Here is a 19,235-nt window from a genome sequence, read left to right as displayed (position 1 = left end):
TTATTAGGTACTTATAAAAAAGGTGTTTATCGATTAAGTACACTAAATATGGTTAAACGGTAAAAACTGTTAAAAACTGTTAAAAAATCAAACCTTATCAAAGGTACATTATATGGGAAATAACCCACTATGTGAAAACCACAAACTATTAAATGATATAGCGTAATAAGCAGTGGACATTATGAGTAATCGGTATATTTAGCAATAAATTGTATAATGTTAAATTAGAATAATTGAATTACTTTAGTCTTCAATTATAAATTAATGTATGCAGTATATCGTATCTAATCATATACACAGAATATTCCTATACTTACTTATTTGTATATATGTTATTTGGGTTGGAGTAGTGATTGAACCTGATACAATTAGTTATGTTGGGTTTTCTTTAATTACACCGCCAGGATATGGTACTTTTTTATTCATTTTTCGTAAACTGTTTGGAGAAGATCATTATTATCCCATTATCGTATTTGTCCAATTAATTCTGAGTTTTATTTCTTGTTGGTATCTTATTAAAACAATAAGAAAGGTATTTGCGTTGGATAAGAGGTTGTTGATATTGATTGATGTAATGCTATTGGCACCTATTTTTATTCCAGAATATTTGATCGTTAACCGTATTGTAACCCAAGGCCTGGCATATCCTTGCTTTTTGATAATTACGACATTTTTGATTCAATATGTTTTTCTAAATAGTAGAAGAACAAGCGTGTGGTTGCTATTGAGTGTTTTTGCAGGATTATTGATCCGAACACAGTTTTTCTTTATCATTCCGGTATTGCTTTTGGTTTTTGGCTATCAATGGTATGTCACTAAAAATTTTAGAAAATTTATAGTTCTGATAATTGCATTGCTATTGATGCCAATGACGATTTCTCTGGCTCAGAAAACGTTTAATTATGTAGTTCATGGCAGGTATATTAATATTTCGAGCACAGGACTTCAGGTAATGATTATGCCATTTTTTGTGGCAGATGCTGAGGATTATAAGATATATGATGATCCCAAAACTCAAGAATATTATAAGCAGATGTACCAAGTGGCAGTGGATCGAAAATTACTAGACGATTTTTATGTCCCAGTTAATGATAATGTGTTTCATCATTTCGATTATAATTTTGTTAATATATCCTATGGAGTATTTTCTAAAGAAGGACGAAAATTTTTAATGCCATCTAATCCGGATTCTCACGAAGCCTTGATTGCAAATGACAAGTTCTTAATGGATATGTGGTTGCCATTATTGTTTGATAATTTCTGGAAGTGTTTGGATCTTTTCTATAAAAATGTAGCACATGCTTTTGGCGGATTTTATATGATATGGTTATCGCTTTTGATTTTAATAGGGGCTTTGTTTATCTGGAAGACCTATAATGAGAAACTTGCATTACTTGCATTCGTTTTAATGTTATTGACATTTAGTAATATACTATTGATATGTATTGTGCAGCATAGTATTGATCGATATATGATATATCATCAATGGATGATTCCCGTATTGTTCATATTGTTGTTAAATGAGATCAATAAAAGAGTAGACAACATTCCTGAATCCAATAATTAGTTTTTGTTAGATTGTGCTACTACTTCTAGTGTAGTTTGGTAGACGTCAGATTTTAGAACTCTTGCTTTTAACCAGGCATAAAAGCTCATTGCAAAAATATCTTCTTGATCAGGACTATTCTGTATTAATGATTTTTGAATTTTAGATAAAAAACTATCAGTTTCAATGGTGTCACTATTCAGGTAATAGGCCATTGCTAAAGATAGGAACTCTAAAACTCGATTTTCATTATTGTTTTTTAAGTAAGTACGATGTTTTTTTCTAAAGCTTTTTATTCTAGATTCTACTACGTCGAGATGATCTAATTCGATATGTAATAATATTTCTGTAAGGTTTTTTTTGATCACCCAAATGATTCCCGCTTTTTCTGTATACCAGGTATCACTATGGTGTAATTCGTTGAATAACCTTAAAGCTTCTTTGAATCTGGATTGTTGGAAATAAAATACTATTAAGGTTAGCTTTAAGTCTAAAATATAGGTAGTTTGATCTTTGAACTTGTAATAATTGAAATTCTCCAAAGCAAGTGATGCTTTTTCTGTTTCTCCACTATAATGTTGGTTTAATGCCTTCAGGAGTTTGAATTGAGGAAAAAATCTTTTGTAATATTTTTCACGTTGTTTGATCATTTGCAATTCCATTGATTTTAAATACTCTTGCGAGGTTGAGAAGTTTTTGTTTCTGAAATAGGAATTAGCTACATAATATAATATCTGGATATGATAGAAGAGGTGTTTGTCTGTTAGTTGTTCTTTTGATTCGATTTGCTGGTAGGTTTTTTCGACAAAAGATAGAATCGAATGAAAGTTACGAGTAACGTTTGCTGCTTGATTTATAATTTCTAATAACTTAAATAATGATCTAAAAGTCATGTCATTAGTGATCGAAATATCAAATTTCTCCAAAGAATCACGGATGGTTTTAGTGATGTCATCTCTGTTTTGAGTAAGTTTATTCTGAATACTCGCGTAAAAAAGATTTAGATTTTCTTCCTGTTGTAATAACTTTTGATTGTGTCTAAAATCGTGTATTAAGCTTTCCAAGGATGTATCTGGGTCAACATGGGCATATTGAATTTTAGTATAATAGATCTCATGCAGTATGCTAAAAAGGTCGTAAGTTTTGGCTTTTAAAGTTGCTTTTTTTATAGTTTTTAAAGCAATCTTGTATTGTTTCTGTTCAAAGAAAATTCTACTACTAAGCAATAGTTTAAGAATCTCCATCTCTTCTGAAGTCTCGCTTTCAAAACTTTTGGTAGCAATAAAATCGATAAGACTATCATGTAGCCTTTTGCAAAGCGCATGGAAAGCACCTTTAGCACTCTTGCCATATAACTGGATATCTAAGTTTTTAGTGTCAGACGAAGTGTCTAAAAGCTTAAATAATTGAATGTTTTTAGTATCGTTTCTCTTGTTCTTTTGTTTGAGATTATTAATAAAATTCCTTTTTTCTTCAGAAGATAAAGTAGCAATTATAGAAGAAATTGTGTTCATTATATCATAAGTATGAATAATGTAAAAGTACTATAAATAAAGAATAGTTTACTTAAAAACCACAAATATATCATAAGTTTTTTGTGAATATTGAGTTTTTGGACTGATTAAGTATTTGCAAATTTGTCCTGTTCAAAACAAACAATTGAAATAAAATTTAATCATCAAAATTAATTATTATGGATTATAAGTTTAGTAACGATGTAACAGAAGAAATAGGTAAAGACAACATCGATAAAAAAGAAATCAAAGTATATGATCAAAAACCAACACCGGCATTTATAAGTGCTTCTTGGGTAGCATTGTTTGCTGGTATGGTATCCTTTTGTACTGGTTTATGGAATGCAGAAATGCTACTGAATGAGAAAGGATATTATTTTACAATTTTACTATTTGGATTATTCTCAGCGGTATCGGTTCAGAAAAATGTGCGAGATAAACTAGAGGGATTGCAGGTTACAGAAATCTATTATGGGATTAGTTGGTTTGCAGCATTAGCGTCTATTGTGTTATTGATCATAGGATTATGGAATGCGGATTTAGATCTCAGTGAAAAAGGATTCTACGGGATGTCATTTACGCTTAGTTTATTCGCAGCCATCGCGGTGCAAAAAAATACCAGAGATAAAAAATTCATTGAAAGTAAGGATGCATAATTGGAAGACTAATCAAAAGGAGGAACTGCCATATGGTAGTTCCTTGTTTTGATGATTAGAAAAGGCAGCTGCGGCTGTAGCTGCCTTTTTTTAGTATTAAGAAATACGGGTTAATAATATTTATAAAAATGCAAAACTTCAAACAGAATTTAAAAAATAAACCAACCTTATTTCTAATAATAGGGGTTATTATGTTTGCCTTTGGAATTCCTTCAGGAATTTATGGTTTAACTCTTAACGGCGGTGCTAGTTTAGGAGGAGTGTTAATTTTAAGTGGTGTTGTTATTTTTATCCCGTTTATTCTGTTAGATAGAATTCTAGTACAGCATATAAAACCGCTCAAACTCTCAATATTTGAATTAATTTTTAGCTTAATCATTTTGTTGTGTTATAGTATTCAATAAAGTTATTTCTAATTAATAAAAAACAATTAACTAAATAACCATTCATAGTATGAGTTCAAAATTTAATAAAGAATTAAAAGAGCTGGTCAGTGATCAGGTAATCTCATCTGAATCAGTAGAAATTACTTTGTATTACAATCAGAAACAAACTTCTAAAATAAAACGTAAGCTTTTCGTAGTTTTTACTCTAATAACTTTACTGATTTCAACATCATGTAGAAGTGTTCTTTTTTTTAAACAAGAAAGTCAAGCTAAGAAATTCATGAAACAAGAAATTGAAAAGAATTATGGAGAGAGGTTTAAAATTAACCGATTGGGGGCTTATCACGAATTTGGTAAAATTTACGGCTTTCAGATTAAAATTGTAGATGATAGAAACAATCCTATTTACTTCTTTTATAACCTTCCTTTTTCAAAACCATTGTATTTCGATAAGGCGCAATTTGAAAAAAATTACACTATGGTTAGCGAGGTATTAGAAAGCTCAGAAGAACTTGAAGAAGTATTTAAAAAGGTCTTTTCTAGTTCAAGAGCTCTATCAAATAAAATTGAAACAAAAGACAGTGCTTTTAGATGGGTTCATAATATCTATACAGCAGTTCCTCTAGATGAAAAAAATAAAACATTGGAAAAAGTAGATTCCATTTGTAGGATAACTTTGGGCAATTATGAGGAGTTTGACTTAAAATATAACTTGTATTTTACCAAAAAAGAAGATACCAAGGAGTATAGCAATAACAAAGGAAAACTTTTTAGCTATGATAATTTAGAAGATAAATGTATAATCCATTATAGGGTAGATTTTAAGAAAGATAGTTCTGGTTTTAAGATTGTTGATCATAAACTAATGAATAACATTAATGAGAAGGTTGAAAAAGGCTTGAAAAATGAAATAAGGAAATGGATCATTAAAAATAATACAGATTATGACCAAAAAGGAATATGGCTCCTTCATGAAGAGAAAGTAGATAGGGATATTCAAAAAAAGAAATTCCTTTTCAATAATAACCTTGGAGAAAAACGATTTGGTTTTATAAACATTGAGACGAAGGAAATTGACTTATTAAAACAAAACAAATTGTGATCCATAACGGATAACCGAGTTAGGGGCAGACAGTATTATGATCAGTATTGTTTTATGTCTATGAGTAAAAGAGAAATGTATTATAGCTAAAATGACACTATGAGTTCAAAATTTAATAAAGAATTAAAAGAGCTGGTTAGCGATCATGTGATCTCATCTGAGATTGCTGATAAGATATCACAGTATTATGATCAGAAGCAAGCAAATAAACCTAATCGGTTATTTACCATATTTGGGATTTTTGGAGCTTTGCTCGTTGGATCTGGCATTATTCTGATGCTAGCACACAATTGGGATGATTTCCCAAGAATGATAAAAACTATTTTTGCATTTGTTCCTCTAATCATCGGACAATGTGTAGCAGGTTTTTCTATACTGAAAAACAAAAGCCGTACATGGAAAGAAGCTTCTGGAACTTTCCTGTTTTTTGCAGTAGGAGCTAGTATCTCTTTAGTAAGTCAGATTTATAATATATCGGGCGATTTAGGTTCGTTTTTAAGAACTTGGGTACTACTTTGTTTGCCAGTGATCTATTTGCTTAGATCCCATGCGGTTGCGCTACTCGTTATCTTATCAAGCACCTATTATGCAGTAGAGGTCGGTATCTGGAGTTATAGAAACCAGAGTACTCCTTGGTTATATGAGGTTTTTATTATGGGAATAGTACCATATTATTGGTTGCAACTCAAGAATAATCTATCTAGTAATGCGACCACAATTTTTAACTGGATCATACCTGCCAGTATCACTGTAGGATTAGGAGCATTTATAAGAGGTAATGAAGAATTAGGTTTTATCATGTATATGACGCTCTTTGGGATATTCTATAATATAGGAAGGTTGTCGATATTTAAAGAGTTAAGAACATTGAGAAATGGACATCTGATTATAGGTTCATTAGGAACTATTGTTTTGCTAATGATATTTACATTCAGATGGCCTTGGGAAGAAATATATGATAAAACAATGTATGTTTCTCAGGAATTTTATACTTCATTGGCTTTAGGAGTTGTAGCAATTTCGATTTTGGGATATACTGTCATTAAAAAAGGAATCCGATTGATAAATCCGTTTCAAATTTCATTTTTAATATTCTGGGGGTTGTTCTTTTTACTTTCTGGAATGTCTACACTGCCAATGATCTTAACCAATATATTAGTTTTTTTACTAGGAATTACCGCTATCAAGATAGGTGCAGACAAGTTTAACTTTGGAATTCTTAATTATGGATTGTTGATCGTTTCAATACTCATCATATGTAGATTTTTTGATACTGATGTGAGTTTTGTAATACGAGGATTATCATTTGTCATTGTTGGTGCAGGATTTTTTATGACCAATTATATGATGTTAAAAAGACAACAGAAAAAATCAAATACATTAAAAACACAATAAGATGAAAATCAGTTATTTATTTATCCTGTTTATTCTAGTAGCACTGGCTCAGATTTTTGTTCCAATTCGGATGATTGTAGGTAGTGAGAATGCGATTATGTCTGGAGTTGCTTATAAGTTTAAAACAAGACCGATTGACCCAACAGATCCTTTTAGAGGTAAATATATTACATTACAATATGAGATGAATCATTTTAATACAAAAGATTCGACCTATGTCGTGGGTGAGGAAATCTATATTTATCTTAAAAATGACACTGAAGGTTTCGCAGAAGTTTCACAAATAAGTAAAACACCTTTGGAGATAGAAGCCGATTACGTGACTGCCAGAGTAACCTATTATTATAAAGGGAAAGTGAATTTTCAACTGCCTTTTAATACTTTTTATATGGAAGAAACAAAGGCATATGATGCTGAGTTGGCATATGCCAAAGCTATTAGAGATAGCATAGCTAATAATGTTTATGCATTGGTGTATGTTAAAGATGATCAAGTGGTTCTTAAAGATGTATTGATAGATGATATTCCTATACAAGAGTATGTAGAAAAGTGAAATTTCTCATTAGAATTAAACCTTTTTTCATAACGATAGTCCTAATAAGGAAGAACAAAAAAGACGATCATTATGAAGGCATTATTAAAAATACCAGTATTAGTAATCTTGTTATCTGCATTGACGACTTCTTGCGCAACTACAGTAAGAGTTCGTCCAGCGAATAGCGTAGTGGTAACCAAAGTACATAATCCTAGAGTCATAGTTCATAAAAATGTAAAGTACTATAGAAGCGGAGGTGTTTGGTATATAAAAAAGAATAGAGGTTATGTTACTGTTGCGGCACCAGTTGGTATTCGAGTACAAGCATTACCCAGAGGATATAAGGTGGTAAAAGTAAAAGGCGTGAGATATTATAGACATAACGGAATATACTACAAAAAATCCGGTAGGAATTATGTAGTAGTAAATGTATAGTTATTTAAGATAGATTGAGTTGGTTAGTTTAGTTAAGAGAAAGTCCTTGAGGTTTTATAAAATGAAACCTTGAGGATTTTTGATTACCAAGCTTCCTCAATTTTTATGCGTTCTCCATTCTGGTAAGAAGCGATAAAAGCATTTCTAAAACCTAAACCAACAAGTTCTCTACGAAATTTCTTAGCCTCAGATAAAGAAGCAAAATTACCAAGTGCATATTTATTAAAACTACCTGATTTGATTTCTTTAAAATTAACGAACTTATCCGAGTATAAAGACAAATCTTTTTCTTCAAAAGCTCCTATCTGTACGGCATATACGAGTTGATCTCGCAGAGAAGCTTTCTCCTGTCCGTTATCAGTATCAGTATCATTTCCAGAAGCATTGATCTCCTGATCCATAGATAGATTCTTAATTGTCTCTTCTAGTTCGGTAATTTTATTTTTAAGAATGTCAGACTGCGCTTTAGATTCACTTTTGGCAATCAGATTATCAGGAGTATTAAAGTTCATAAAATAAACAGTTCCTGCAACACCCAGAAGAGAGATAATCCCTAAAATAATGGTAGCTATCTTAAACTTTCTGGTGTTTTCTTCTTCATCTCTAAGTGCTTTGGTATGAGCATAGTTAGAAACACGTTTTTCTTCTTTAGCATCGTCAATTTGAACCTGGAAATCCAATAGTTCATCATCACTAATATAAGGCATGATTTGTGGTTTTAATATGTTCAAATATAGGGGATTATTGTTTTACCCAAAAATTAAATTACTGATTAACCGTAGTTCCTTGATAAGAATTGGATGTTTTGATTGATTTTGATATGGAAATAATAAAAAACTAAAAGATAAGAAAGTTATAAAAAAGCGAGAGAATCAATAATTGTTGTAAAATCAACTCGTTCAGACTATACAGGAATAAAAATAGCTGTAGGATTTTTTGTCAAAAAAAATAATAAAGTGTCTTTTAATATACTCCTAACGATTTTTAGCTACATCATATCGAATACTTTCAAAACCTAAAAATATAATCTAGACTAGTACGTTATTCTTTTTTCGGTATTCTATTTCAACGATCTTCCCACCCTAAATCGAAGTAGAGTACGGTTGCTGTTACCATATACAAAACTTAACCATCGTGAACACAAAGATATACCTAAGGGTACTGCTTGTATTGTTTTTCTTTTTATCGAATCATAAACTTTTACTTTCAAAATTTCTTTTGGAGGGACACAAGTTGAAATTCAAAAATATAAGTATACAAACCTCAATCCTAATTCATACACTCACCAATTCTTTTACTAGAAATGTATGTCGAGGAATGGAATACTTGTCTGTTGATGATGCTTTTTTAAAAACCAACTTAATCAATGTCAACAATTATGATACGTAAACTATTTTCTACTTGCGTAACCCTGTTTTTATTCACATTTAGTTATAGCCAAACTGTTACTTTTCAAACAGATGATGGTTTGACTGCTAAAACTATTTGTAAAGGAACCGAAATTCAGCTAAATCTGGATATCGATCCTCCTAGACCATCGGGAGGCACTAGTACATATAATATACAATGGGAAAAAACAACAAACCCAACGTTTATTAGAAATTGTCAATTTCCTAGTGCTGATGGTTCCTGTTCATTTTATAGAGATATTCCAGGAGCTACCACTACCTATACAGTAACGGTCAATGGGGGTTCTAGTGGACCTATTTCCGAAAGTATCGTTATCACTGTAGAAGATCTTGCTGATCCAGGATTAAATACCACTATGTTTTTATGTGGTAGAACGGGGATTATCAATTTGTTTGATGAATTAGACGGATCTCCTTCTGCCGGAGGAGTTTGGAGTAATGGTACTGGTACTTATGATACTTCAGATCCTACTGGAGGAGCTTTTACATATACAATTGATAATGGCGGGTCATGTCCAGCTGTTAGTGTAGTACTAACCGTAAAACCTTGCGGTGATAATGATTCTGATAATGATAATGTACCTGATGCAACAGATGATGATGATGATAATGATGGTATTCCTGATATAATAGAAGATGGTTTTTGTACCGCTGTAACAACCTCTCCTATATTTGTTTTAGAAGAAGATTTCGGTTTTGGAGGACCTACTAGAAGTAGGTATTCAGAAGGCTTGGGGTTGACATACAATCCTCTTCTACCGGAAGATCGATTTAGTGATGGAGAATACAATGTAGCAACCTCTACTTACTTTCGTACTGCAGGAGGATTTGATGCAACATTCCTTTCTTCAGACCTTATAGGCGAGGTTGATGCAAATGGAGATGTAGATGGTAGATATTTAGCCATAAATATGAAGTCCAGTGCTTTTGCGGATAAACCTGTTTTTGTGGCCGAAAATTTACCTGTTACTCCAGGTATAGCATATGATTTTAGTATGTCTATTGCTAGTTTAAATAATAATGTTGGTGAGCGACCGGCCAATCTGACAATAGAAGTAGTAGATCAAACTACTGGAACTCCTATTTTTAGTCAAAACTCTGGAGAAATACAAAATGGTACGGATAATTGGATTCTTGTGCAAAGCTCTTTTGTTCCTGATCCAGCAGTTAATGTCGTTACTATAAGAGTAATCAATAGACAAGGGACAGATGGAGATGGAAATGATATTGGGATTGATAATATTTTCTTATCCACAAATGCTTGTGATTTTGATCGTGATGGAATTCCTAATTCTCAAGATTTAGATGCGGATAATGATGGAATCTATGATATTGTAGAGTCAGGTAATGCAGCAGCAGATGGAGATGGAGATGGACGTTTTGATGGAGCAATTAATGCAGATGGGACATCGACGACGATAGTTCATAATGTTATAAATTCTGATAGTGATTCGAATCAAGATTTCTTGGATATCGATGCTGATGGAGATGGTATTATTGATAATATAGAAGGGCAATCTACTGCGGGTTATATAGCAACAAGTGGTGTGGATGGAGATTTTAATGGAGTAGATGATAGCTATGATACTAATGGTGTGGCAATAACTCCTGTTAATACAAATACTACGGCAGCTCCTGATTATATAGATCTAAACGCTGATCCTTTATCAGGAGATTGTTTAGAAGATGTAATAGAAGCATATGATATAGATCAAGATGGAGTTTCTGATATTTCTGCAAGTGGTTCAGATAGTGATGGTGATGGATTGGATGATGCGTTTGATATGATTACGTTGGATAGATTAACAGTAGAAACGAATGCAACCAATGGAGGAACCGTTCCTACCGATTTTCCTAATAATCATAACCCTTTAACAGATGAAAGAGATTGGAGAGAAGAAATTGGTGATGTGGATGTTGGGAGTTTAGCGATTACTATATGTGATCCTTTAAATTTATTTGAAGAATTACCAATGGGAACATTGACAACAGGAACTTGGAGTGTACCAGCAACTGGTGCAGCACTAACGGGTGGTCATTTAGGAACATTGGATCCAACTGCTACTGGTGTTTTAGATGGAGAGTATGTATATACACTTCCAGTGTTAGTCGCCGGTTGCCCGCCTATACGATATCTTGTGGATGTTGCAATTGATAGTGTTTGTACATGTCCTGATATTATTGAGCCTACCAATCCAAGTAATGAGAGTATATGTGTAGGTTCAGTAACACCTGTGTTGTCTGTAGATGTATTGACGGGTCAGACAGCCAATTGGTATGATGCAGATGGAAACCAATTAATTACTAATAGTACAACCTTTACACCAACAGATACAGCAGTTGGAAATTATATTTATAATGTGGAAGCATTTGATACTGTAGAAAATTGTGCAAGTGATCGTATAGAAGTTTTTTACCAAATTCTTGATATTCCTGTTATTGACCCAATAAATGCAGTTTCTGTCTGTGAATCTTATGAATTACCTACACTTACTATTGGGAATTATTTTACACAAACGAATGGAGTCGGTACTCAGCTCAATGCAGGTGAAATTATTGACGTAAGTCAGGTGATATATGTGTATGCCGAAACAGGAACAACTCCTAATTGTTTTGATGAAGAAGTATTAGATATTACAATTAATCCATTACCTAATCCATTAGCACCAGTAAATCCAGGAGATCGTTTCTGTCAAAGTTATGTTTTACCAGCTTTACAAAGTGGGCAGAATTATTATACGGCATCTAATGGAGGTGGAACGCAGTTAAATCCTGGCGATACGATACAAGCTAGTCAAACAATTTTTTTACAAGAAATCGATAGCAATGGCTGCGAAAATGAAGTGCAATTTTTTGTAGAGATAACAGATATCGAAGAGTTGGAAATCGAAGCAGGTGTTATATGTGCTGGCCCTATTACTTCGACTTCTTTTATGATCAACACAGAATTAAGTGAAACCGATTTTTCTTTTGAATGGAGTTTTGAAGGAACAGTAATAACGGGAGCAACCCAATCTTTTTACGAAGCAACGCAAGTCGGAACATATACAGTTGCTTATACGGATATAGTGTCCACTTGCTCCGGAAATTCACAAGTGACAATCATAGGCGTTAATGATCCAGAGAGTTTGGATCTCAGATTGTCAGCAGGAGCATTTTCTGGTAATAGCGATATCATTGCAACAGTTGTAGGGGATAGTACTTATGAGTTTATCCTTGATAATGGAAGCCCACAAGATAGTAATGTATTCACCAATGTGTCTCTTGGGTTACACGAGGTTACAGCAGTGGATATTAATGGGTGTGGTTCTATAACAGCATCTATTTTCGTAATTGGATTTCCTAACTTCTTTACTCCTAATAATGATGGAATTAATGACGAATGGGGAGTTGTAGGAAATGCGGATACTCCAGAGATGGATATCTTCATTTTTGATAAATACGGAAAACTTCTTCAACAATTGAATAGAGATAATAGTTGGGATGGAATGTACGGAGGAAAACCTCTTCCGGCTACAGATTATTGGTTTGTTGCAGAATTCAAAGATGGATCAGCTACATACAGAAGACACTTTACACTAAAACGATAATGGAAACAATTTTTTTCTATTTCAAAACAAGCAACATGAAATTTACACAAATATGTCTAGCAACAATAACGATGTTGTTTTTAAGATTTGGAACTGCTCAAGAAGGGTTGTCAATATATTCAGATTATCTCACTGATAATTATTATCTATTACATCCATCCATGGCAGGAGCCGCTAATTGTTCACAGATTAGATTAACGGGTCGTAGGAATTGGATAGGCGAAGAAGATAGTCCGGGGTTGTATACTGCAGCATATAATGGTAGAATCGGTAATTCTCAATCAGGGATTGGCGCGATAGTATATAACGATAAAAATGGATTTTCTTCTCAGACAGGTGGATATGTGACGTATGCGCATCATCTCATATTTTCTAGAAGTGAAGTAGATCTAAATCAATTATCCTTTGGATTAAGCGCAGGTGTAATTCAGTATAGATTAGATCAAACTAGATTTGATCCCAATGACCCTTTAGTTGGACCTGGATCACTAAGTCAAAGTGAATTTAATATGGATGTAGGTTTTTCATATAATCTGTATAATTTTTATACTCATGTTACGGTAAAAAACCTTTTGAAAAATTCTGGAGTTAACAACGACCTACAAGTGGCTAATAATTTAAGGAACTATCTGATTTCTGTAGGATATGTTTTTGATCGTCCGGGAAAAACATTTTCTTATGAACCCTCTATCTTGTATTCTCATAGAGATGGAATAGGTCAATCTACTATTGATTTTAATCTAAAGGTATATAGTGATATGAATTTTGGCAAACTATGGGGTGGATTATCATATAGAAGGGGTTTTGACTCCATCGATTTTGTAGAAGAAACAGAAATAAAAAGTCAGACATTAAATTATGTAACTCCTTTTGTCGGAGTCAATTTTGGAAAATATATGTTTGCTTATACGTATTCGTATCAGTCCAATCCGGTAACATTTAATAATGGTGGTTTTCATCAAATTACCTTAGGGATTGATTTTTCATGTAGAGCTAAAAAATATGCGTGCTATTGCCCTTGGGTAGAATAGTTTTTATTTATAAGTATTAGAATGAAAAACGCAACCGATGAGGTTGCGTTTTTTATCATAAATTATATGTTCAGTAGTATACTTACTCAGCTACCTCTACAACCAGATTGTCATCTGTCTTAGTAACTTTGGTTAGACCAAGTTTAGAAAGACCTTTCATTCCTTTGTCCCAAGCTTTATTACTTAAACCAGAAGCAGTTTTAAGATCACCTAAAGCCATGCTTTGTTCTTTTTTGATGATATCAAAAATTGCTTTTTCATTATCATTAAGTGCTACTGCCTTTTTCTCAGGGCGCATCTGCGGGAAGAATAATACTTCTTGGATTGATTGATTATTGGTTAGATACATAATCAACCTGTCCATACCAATTCCCATTCCGGATGTTGGAGGCATACCATATTCTAGTGCTCTAATGAAATCGTCATCAATAAACATTGCTTCATCATCTCCTTTTTCACTTAGTTTTAATTGTGCTTCAAAACGTTCTCGTTGATCAATAGGATCATTAAGCTCAGAGTATGCATTGGCAATTTCTTTACCACAAACCATTAGTTCAAAACGCTCAGTAAGTTCAGGATTATCTCTGTGCTCTTTACATAGAGGACTCATCTCTTTCGGATAATCCGTGATAAATGTTGGTTGGATATAGTTTCCTTCACATTTCTCGCCAAAAATCTCATCAATCAATTTTCCTTTACCCATGGTTTTATCCACTTCTACACCCATTCCTTGTGCTGCCTCACGAATCTCTTCTTCAGACTTTCCTGTGATATCAAATCCAGTAAAGTGTTTGATAGAATCGGTCATCGTTACACGAGCATATGGAGTCTTGAAGTTTATTTTATGTTCTCCAAAAGTAGCATCAGTAGTTCCATTTACTGCAATAGCGCAATGTTCTACTAAGTTTTCGGTAAATTCCATCATCCAGTTGTAGTCTTTATAAGCTACATAAATTTCCATGGCAGTAAATTCTGGATTGTGGGTTCTGTCCATTCCTTCATTACGGAAGTTCTTAGAAAACTCATATACGCCTTCGAATCCACCTACGATTAATCGCTTTAGATAAAGTTCATTAGCGATACGCATATACAAAGGAATATCAAGAGAATTATGATGCGTTATGAAAGGACGAGCCGAAGCACCACCGGGTATTGGCTGTAGGATCGGAGTCTCTACTTCAAAATACCCTTTGGTATTAAAAAACTCACGCATGGCATTAAAAAGTTTTGTCCTTTTAATGAATACATCTTTTACACCTGGATTTACAACTAAGTCTACATAACGCTGACGGTATCGTAATTCTGGATCTGTAAATGCATCGTGAATATTCCCATCTGCATCAGTTCTTGGTTGAGGTAGCGGTTTTAGCGTTTTACTTAATAACGTAAAGTCTTTTACCATAACCGTTTTTTCACCAACCTGAGTTGTAAAAAGTTCTCCTTCTACACCTATAAAATCACCAATATCAAGTAATTTTTTATAGACCTCATTGTATTTGGTTTTGTCTTCACCCGTACAGATTTCATCACGGTTAAAATATACCTGTATACGACCATTAGAATCTTGCAATTCTGCAAAAGAAGCTTTCCCTTGTATACGTCTGGACATCAATCTACCTGCAATGATTACCTTTTTTCCTTCTTCATATTGCTGTTTAATATTTTCAGAAGAGTGATCCACAGGAAATAATGCTGCTGGATATGGATTAATACCTAAGTCGCGTAGAGATTGTAGTTTTTCTCTTCTTACAAGTTCTTGTTCTGATAATTGCATAATGCTGCCGTTTTAAGCGTGCAAAGATACGAAGTATGATATAATCTTTCAATTGATTTTGAAGGATAGTGATGCTGAACAGAAATTATGTTGAAACTGATTCAAATCGAATACCAAAACAAGAGAATTCATAAATCAAAACACCATCGCTTTTTGTATATACATGATACAAGAACTCTTCATTTTAAAATAAAATTCAAAAAAAAGTAAAAAATACTGGTAACGATTCTATTCCTCATGACATAATCATATAGGAAAGCAATTTTAGTGCTCAATGATATTCGTTTTGTCTTGGGCTATTGATTTTGCAAAAGGAAAAATTGAATAGAATATAAATTATTAAATAGTAGTAGTATGAAGAGAATTTTTTTAGTATTAATGATCTTGTTATCTGGATATCTTGTAAAAGCTCAGGATGCAAATTCTGAGGAAGAAAAGGATGTCAATCTGTTTTCATTTCCTGTTTCTCCAGAAGCAGGTCGATTGGGTACCTATGGTAATGTACCTGTAAATCTAAGTACAGGGCAAATGAATTTCCCTGTACCCATATATACCATTAATGAGAAAGGTTATTCTTGGCCTATAAGTTTATCTTATAATTTTAAAGGATTAGTGTATGAGGATAAGCCCTCTGTTACTGGATTAGGATGGAATTTACAAGCAGGTGGAGTTGTTACCAGAGAAGTACGAGGAATTCCAGATGAACATCCTAAAGGGTATTATGGAGAGAGTCAAATACGCCAACAACTGCTAGATCCATATTTTAGTTCAAGAACCATTAGCAAAGGTACGGCAGATCTGTTGATGAATGGAGAATTAGATGGAGAAGCAGATAAATACTATGTAAGTGTCAATGGGATCAGTTTTTCTTTTAAAATAGGATTGGATAAAGCTCCAGTATACCTGTCAGAGCATAATCATAAAGTAATTTTGGATTGGGCAACCCCTTATGAATTGAATGGTTTTGAAGTCCTGGATCACAATGGAATTCAATACTTTTTTGAAGGAAAAGAGTATAATGAGCCTACTAATATTGGTAGCAATTGGCAAGTTTATAATGATTCTTTTATGAAATATATTTCTAGTTGGAATTTAACTAAAGTTGTTTTTCCTAATAAAGAAGAGCTTACTTTTAATTACCAATCAAGAGATTATTATAGCTATGATCATTTTGCTTCTGGGGGAACCCATAGTGCAGACATACAATGTGGTACCAATAGTTTTACAGATCCTTTTTATAGTGATGGTTTTGCAAAAACTAAGATCGTTCGTAAAATTCTGACTCAGATTAGTTCATCAACTGCAAGGATCGATTTTGGAGTTCCATTTCAAACAGGCCCTAATTCTGAAGGATATTGTGTTACCTATTCTAACATTTTAGTTCGTAATAATTATGACAATACAATTTTATGGGATTATGATCTTTCTTATGAAGGTCCTAGAGATGTATTGACAAGTATCACCAGAAATGAGGAACATTTTTATAGTTTTGATTATCACTACAAAAACCTAGTCCCTGCGTTTACAAACTCGGAAGATGCGAATGTTTTTAAACAAGATCTTTGGGGATTCTATAATGGTATAAACAATCAATATGGGGTAAATATTGCTGGTACTTCTTTTACTGCAAATAAAAATTCTAGCCTTAGCCATACAATGGCAGGAGCTTTAAAAAGAATTACGTACCCTACCAAAGGGTATTCTGACATTAGCTATGAACAAAATACAGCTAAGACACCTTATCAAGAAGTTTTAAATTCTGGTCAAAGTTTCAGTCCCAATTGGCAAATTTTTTTAGAATTAGAAACTGATCCTGCCAAGGATTCGGGTAAAAAAGAAAAAAAGTTCACCTATACATTTACTGAAACAACAGTAGCGGATATTAAACATATTTTAAACGCATTACCAACTTCTTTTTCTGGAATATCCATAACCAAAAAGGATCCTTGTATTGGAGATACAAATTCATCGACCTCATATCAGCATTATGCAAGACATCTAAGAGCAATTGGCGATGATAATATTCCAGAATTTTGCCCACGATTGTATGATGTGGTGGATGATGGAGATACTGATGGAAATTATAATGAGTTAGTTAGAAAAAGCCAAAGTACAAATGGACAGATAAAAATTCCAGCTGGTACTTACGAATTCAAAATTTGGACAGATCGAAGTCATAAACCAATGTCTGGTTGGATTAGAGTTCGTTTTTATCAACCGATAGTCACTGGGGATGGAGTTGTAACTCCAGAATTTACTAATAAGATGGTGGGAGGTATTCGTATAAGTAGAGTATCTCATTATACTTCAGAAAATAAACTAGGGAGTTCAAAGCTATATGAGTACAAAGATGAATCAGGTTTTTCATCCGGAAATGAATTACAAAAGGCAATATTGTTTCATAATTATAATGTGCAATATGGATGTGATACAGGACCTAATGTGCAAGGAACTAGTCAATGCCATCTTTATAATTATTATAGATCCAACTACACAACAAAATCTTTTAATAATCTAAACCTCAATACTGGTATACCTATTTTATATACACAAGTTAGAGAAATAGATTTTAAGCAAGTGAAACAAAGTTTTAGTCGATCAAGTTGTAATACAGAGGATTGTATTGATACCACCATTAATGATACTTCAGATTCTATACTTACCTATATTGGTTCTGAAGAAGATATGTATGGAGGAACAAGTCCTTCTACCTACATTTACCCCAATGGATATAAAGTTACTCGATTTATAACAGATGATATTGGACAAGATAGTTATCCCTCTATACCAAGTGTAGTTGATTTAGATATGGGTAGAATGTCACAACAGTTGGTTCTCAAATACAATGAAAAAAATGATAGCTTAATACCTTTATCTCAGAGTGATTATATATATCAACAATTGATTGGAAATAAAGGGTCGAATTATCCTAAAAGCATTAAAATTGCATATAAATTTAAGCAAGAGGGAGATTGTTTTTATATGAATCCAGAGTATACGGCTTCAGATTATTACAGGTTAATACCATATTCTGAATTGAATAAAAAGCACCAACAAACTCAAACAATCTCAAAACAATACTTCCCTGAAGAAGTAACTACGACTCAGACCCTTTCTTACGATGCTTATTATCAGGTAGAAAAAAGTGAGACTACTGATAGTAAAGGAAGAACAATAGAAATAGAAAACTTCTATCCATATGATGGGCAAATGCAAGATGGAGGATTGTTAGAGGCAAATATTTACACTACAGTATTGGGAAGTATCACCAAACAAGATGGTGAGATAATTGGACAATCTAGAACAGATTATGGTGTTATAAACGAACGAACAAATGGAAAAATAATTCGCCCAATGAAGTTATGGGCGGCTACAGGAGGAGAACCTTTACGCGGAATCACCAAATATGATCAGTATGATGATTACGGGAACTTGTTGCAATATTTTAAGATTATTACAGACGGAACTAGCGCAAATGACACTAGTTCAAATCCTCTATCAGACGAAGGAGGAATATTGACAGCCGCTATTTGGGGCTATGACCATACGTATCCAATTGCTCAGATTATCAATGCATCTTATGAACAAGCTGTTGCTCAATTGTCAGTTTCTATGGAGCAGTTACAAAATCTGGATGGTGATGCTTTGAGACTGGAGCTCGACAATATCCGTCAAGGGTTACCAAATGCTCAAATAACAACTTATACGTTTAAACCACAAGTGGGGGTAACAAGTGTTACCGATCCAAGAGGTTATACTATGTATTATGAATATGATAGCCAATATCGATTACAATTTGTAAAAGATGAAGATGGTAATTTGATATCTGAGAATCAATATAAGTATAGAAGTAATTAAACAA

13 protein-coding genes are annotated in these 19,235 nt (G+C 33.2%); 10 read left to right on the top strand and 3 right to left on the bottom strand.

Annotation, left to right across the window (positions count from 1 at the left end):
- The first annotated feature begins 268 nt into the window (after positions 1–268).
- Positions 269–1,567: a hypothetical protein gene (locus tag Q0975_RS26665; protein ID WP_299443434.1), complete on the top strand. Its 1,299-nt coding sequence runs from the start codon at positions 269–271 to the stop codon at positions 1,565–1,567.
- Here the strand turns inward: Q0975_RS26665 and Q0975_RS26660 are convergent.
- Complete coding sequence (locus tag Q0975_RS26660) at positions 1,564–3,060, bottom strand: hypothetical protein (protein WP_299443432.1); 1,497 nt, start codon at positions 3,058–3,060, stop codon at positions 1,564–1,566. The two genes, Q0975_RS26665 and Q0975_RS26660, sit on opposite strands and share 4 nt — an antisense overlap.
- Positions 3,061–3,239: 179 nt before the next feature.
- Here Q0975_RS26660 and yiaA point away from each other — a divergent pair, with 179 nt between their 5' ends.
- The 6 genes from yiaA to Q0975_RS26630 all read left to right on the top strand — a co-directional run bounded on the left by yiaA (position 3,240) and on the right by Q0975_RS26630 (position 7,569).
- The gene (yiaA, locus tag Q0975_RS26655; protein WP_299443429.1) at positions 3,240–3,716 is read left to right on the top strand and encodes an inner membrane protein YiaA; all 477 of its coding nucleotides are present in this window, start codon (positions 3,240–3,242) and stop codon (positions 3,714–3,716) included.
- A 128-nt stretch (positions 3,717–3,844) separates the two neighbouring features.
- On the top strand, positions 3,845–4,120 hold the full coding sequence (locus Q0975_RS26650) for a hypothetical protein (RefSeq protein WP_299443426.1): 276 nt from the start codon (positions 3,845–3,847) through the stop codon (positions 4,118–4,120).
- Between the two features lie 49 nt (positions 4,121–4,169).
- Positions 4,170–5,204, top strand: a complete 1,035-nt coding sequence (locus Q0975_RS26645) for a hypothetical protein (protein WP_299443423.1) — start codon at positions 4,170–4,172, stop codon at positions 5,202–5,204.
- A gap of 99 nt (positions 5,205–5,303) precedes the next feature.
- Complete coding sequence (locus tag Q0975_RS26640) at positions 5,304–6,599, top strand: DUF2157 domain-containing protein (protein WP_299443420.1); 1,296 nt, start codon at positions 5,304–5,306, stop codon at positions 6,597–6,599.
- A 1-nt stretch (position 6,600) separates the two neighbouring features.
- The gene (locus Q0975_RS26635) at positions 6,601–7,152 is read left to right on the top strand and encodes a GDYXXLXY domain-containing protein (protein ID WP_299443417.1); all 552 of its coding nucleotides are present in this window, start codon (positions 6,601–6,603) and stop codon (positions 7,150–7,152) included.
- A gap of 72 nt (positions 7,153–7,224) precedes the next feature.
- Positions 7,225–7,569, top strand: coding sequence for a DUF6515 family protein (locus Q0975_RS26630; RefSeq protein ID WP_299443414.1), 345 nt, complete (start codon positions 7,225–7,227; stop codon positions 7,567–7,569).
- Between the two features lie 83 nt (positions 7,570–7,652).
- Here Q0975_RS26630 and Q0975_RS26625 read toward each other — a convergent pair whose 3' ends face one another.
- Positions 7,653–8,276: an SPOR domain-containing protein gene (locus Q0975_RS26625; RefSeq protein ID WP_299443411.1), complete on the bottom strand. Its 624-nt coding sequence runs from the start codon at positions 8,274–8,276 to the stop codon at positions 7,653–7,655.
- A gap of 671 nt (positions 8,277–8,947) precedes the next feature.
- Here Q0975_RS26625 and Q0975_RS26620 point away from each other — a divergent pair.
- Together Q0975_RS26620 and Q0975_RS26615 are read left to right on the top strand one after the other, a co-directional pair.
- The gene (locus Q0975_RS26620; protein ID WP_299443408.1) at positions 8,948–12,568 is read left to right on the top strand and encodes a T9SS type B sorting domain-containing protein; all 3,621 of its coding nucleotides are present in this window, start codon (positions 8,948–8,950) and stop codon (positions 12,566–12,568) included.
- A 35-nt stretch (positions 12,569–12,603) separates the two neighbouring features.
- Complete coding sequence (locus Q0975_RS26615; RefSeq protein ID WP_299443405.1) at positions 12,604–13,599, top strand: type IX secretion system membrane protein PorP/SprF; 996 nt, start codon at positions 12,604–12,606, stop codon at positions 13,597–13,599.
- An 82-nt stretch (positions 13,600–13,681) separates the two neighbouring features.
- On the opposite strand, the gene lysS is transcribed toward Q0975_RS26615, so the two are convergent.
- Complete coding sequence (gene lysS, locus Q0975_RS26610) at positions 13,682–15,373, bottom strand: lysine--tRNA ligase (protein WP_299443402.1); 1,692 nt, start codon at positions 15,371–15,373, stop codon at positions 13,682–13,684.
- Positions 15,374–15,727: 354 nt separating this feature from the next.
- Between lysS and Q0975_RS26605 the strand changes: the two genes are divergently transcribed.
- Entirely contained in the window at positions 15,728–19,231 is a 3,504-nt protein-coding gene (locus Q0975_RS26605; RefSeq protein ID WP_299443399.1) for a hypothetical protein, read from the top strand.
- Positions 19,232–19,235: the final 4 nt, after the last annotated feature.

The sequence above is a fragment of the uncultured Aquimarina sp. genome (genome assembly GCF_947500065.1).
Taxonomy (GTDB): Bacteria; Bacteroidota; Bacteroidia; order Flavobacteriales; family Flavobacteriaceae; genus Aquimarina.
Note: the sequence above shows the minus strand (reverse complement) of the source record. Positions and strands in the feature narration are given on the sequence as shown.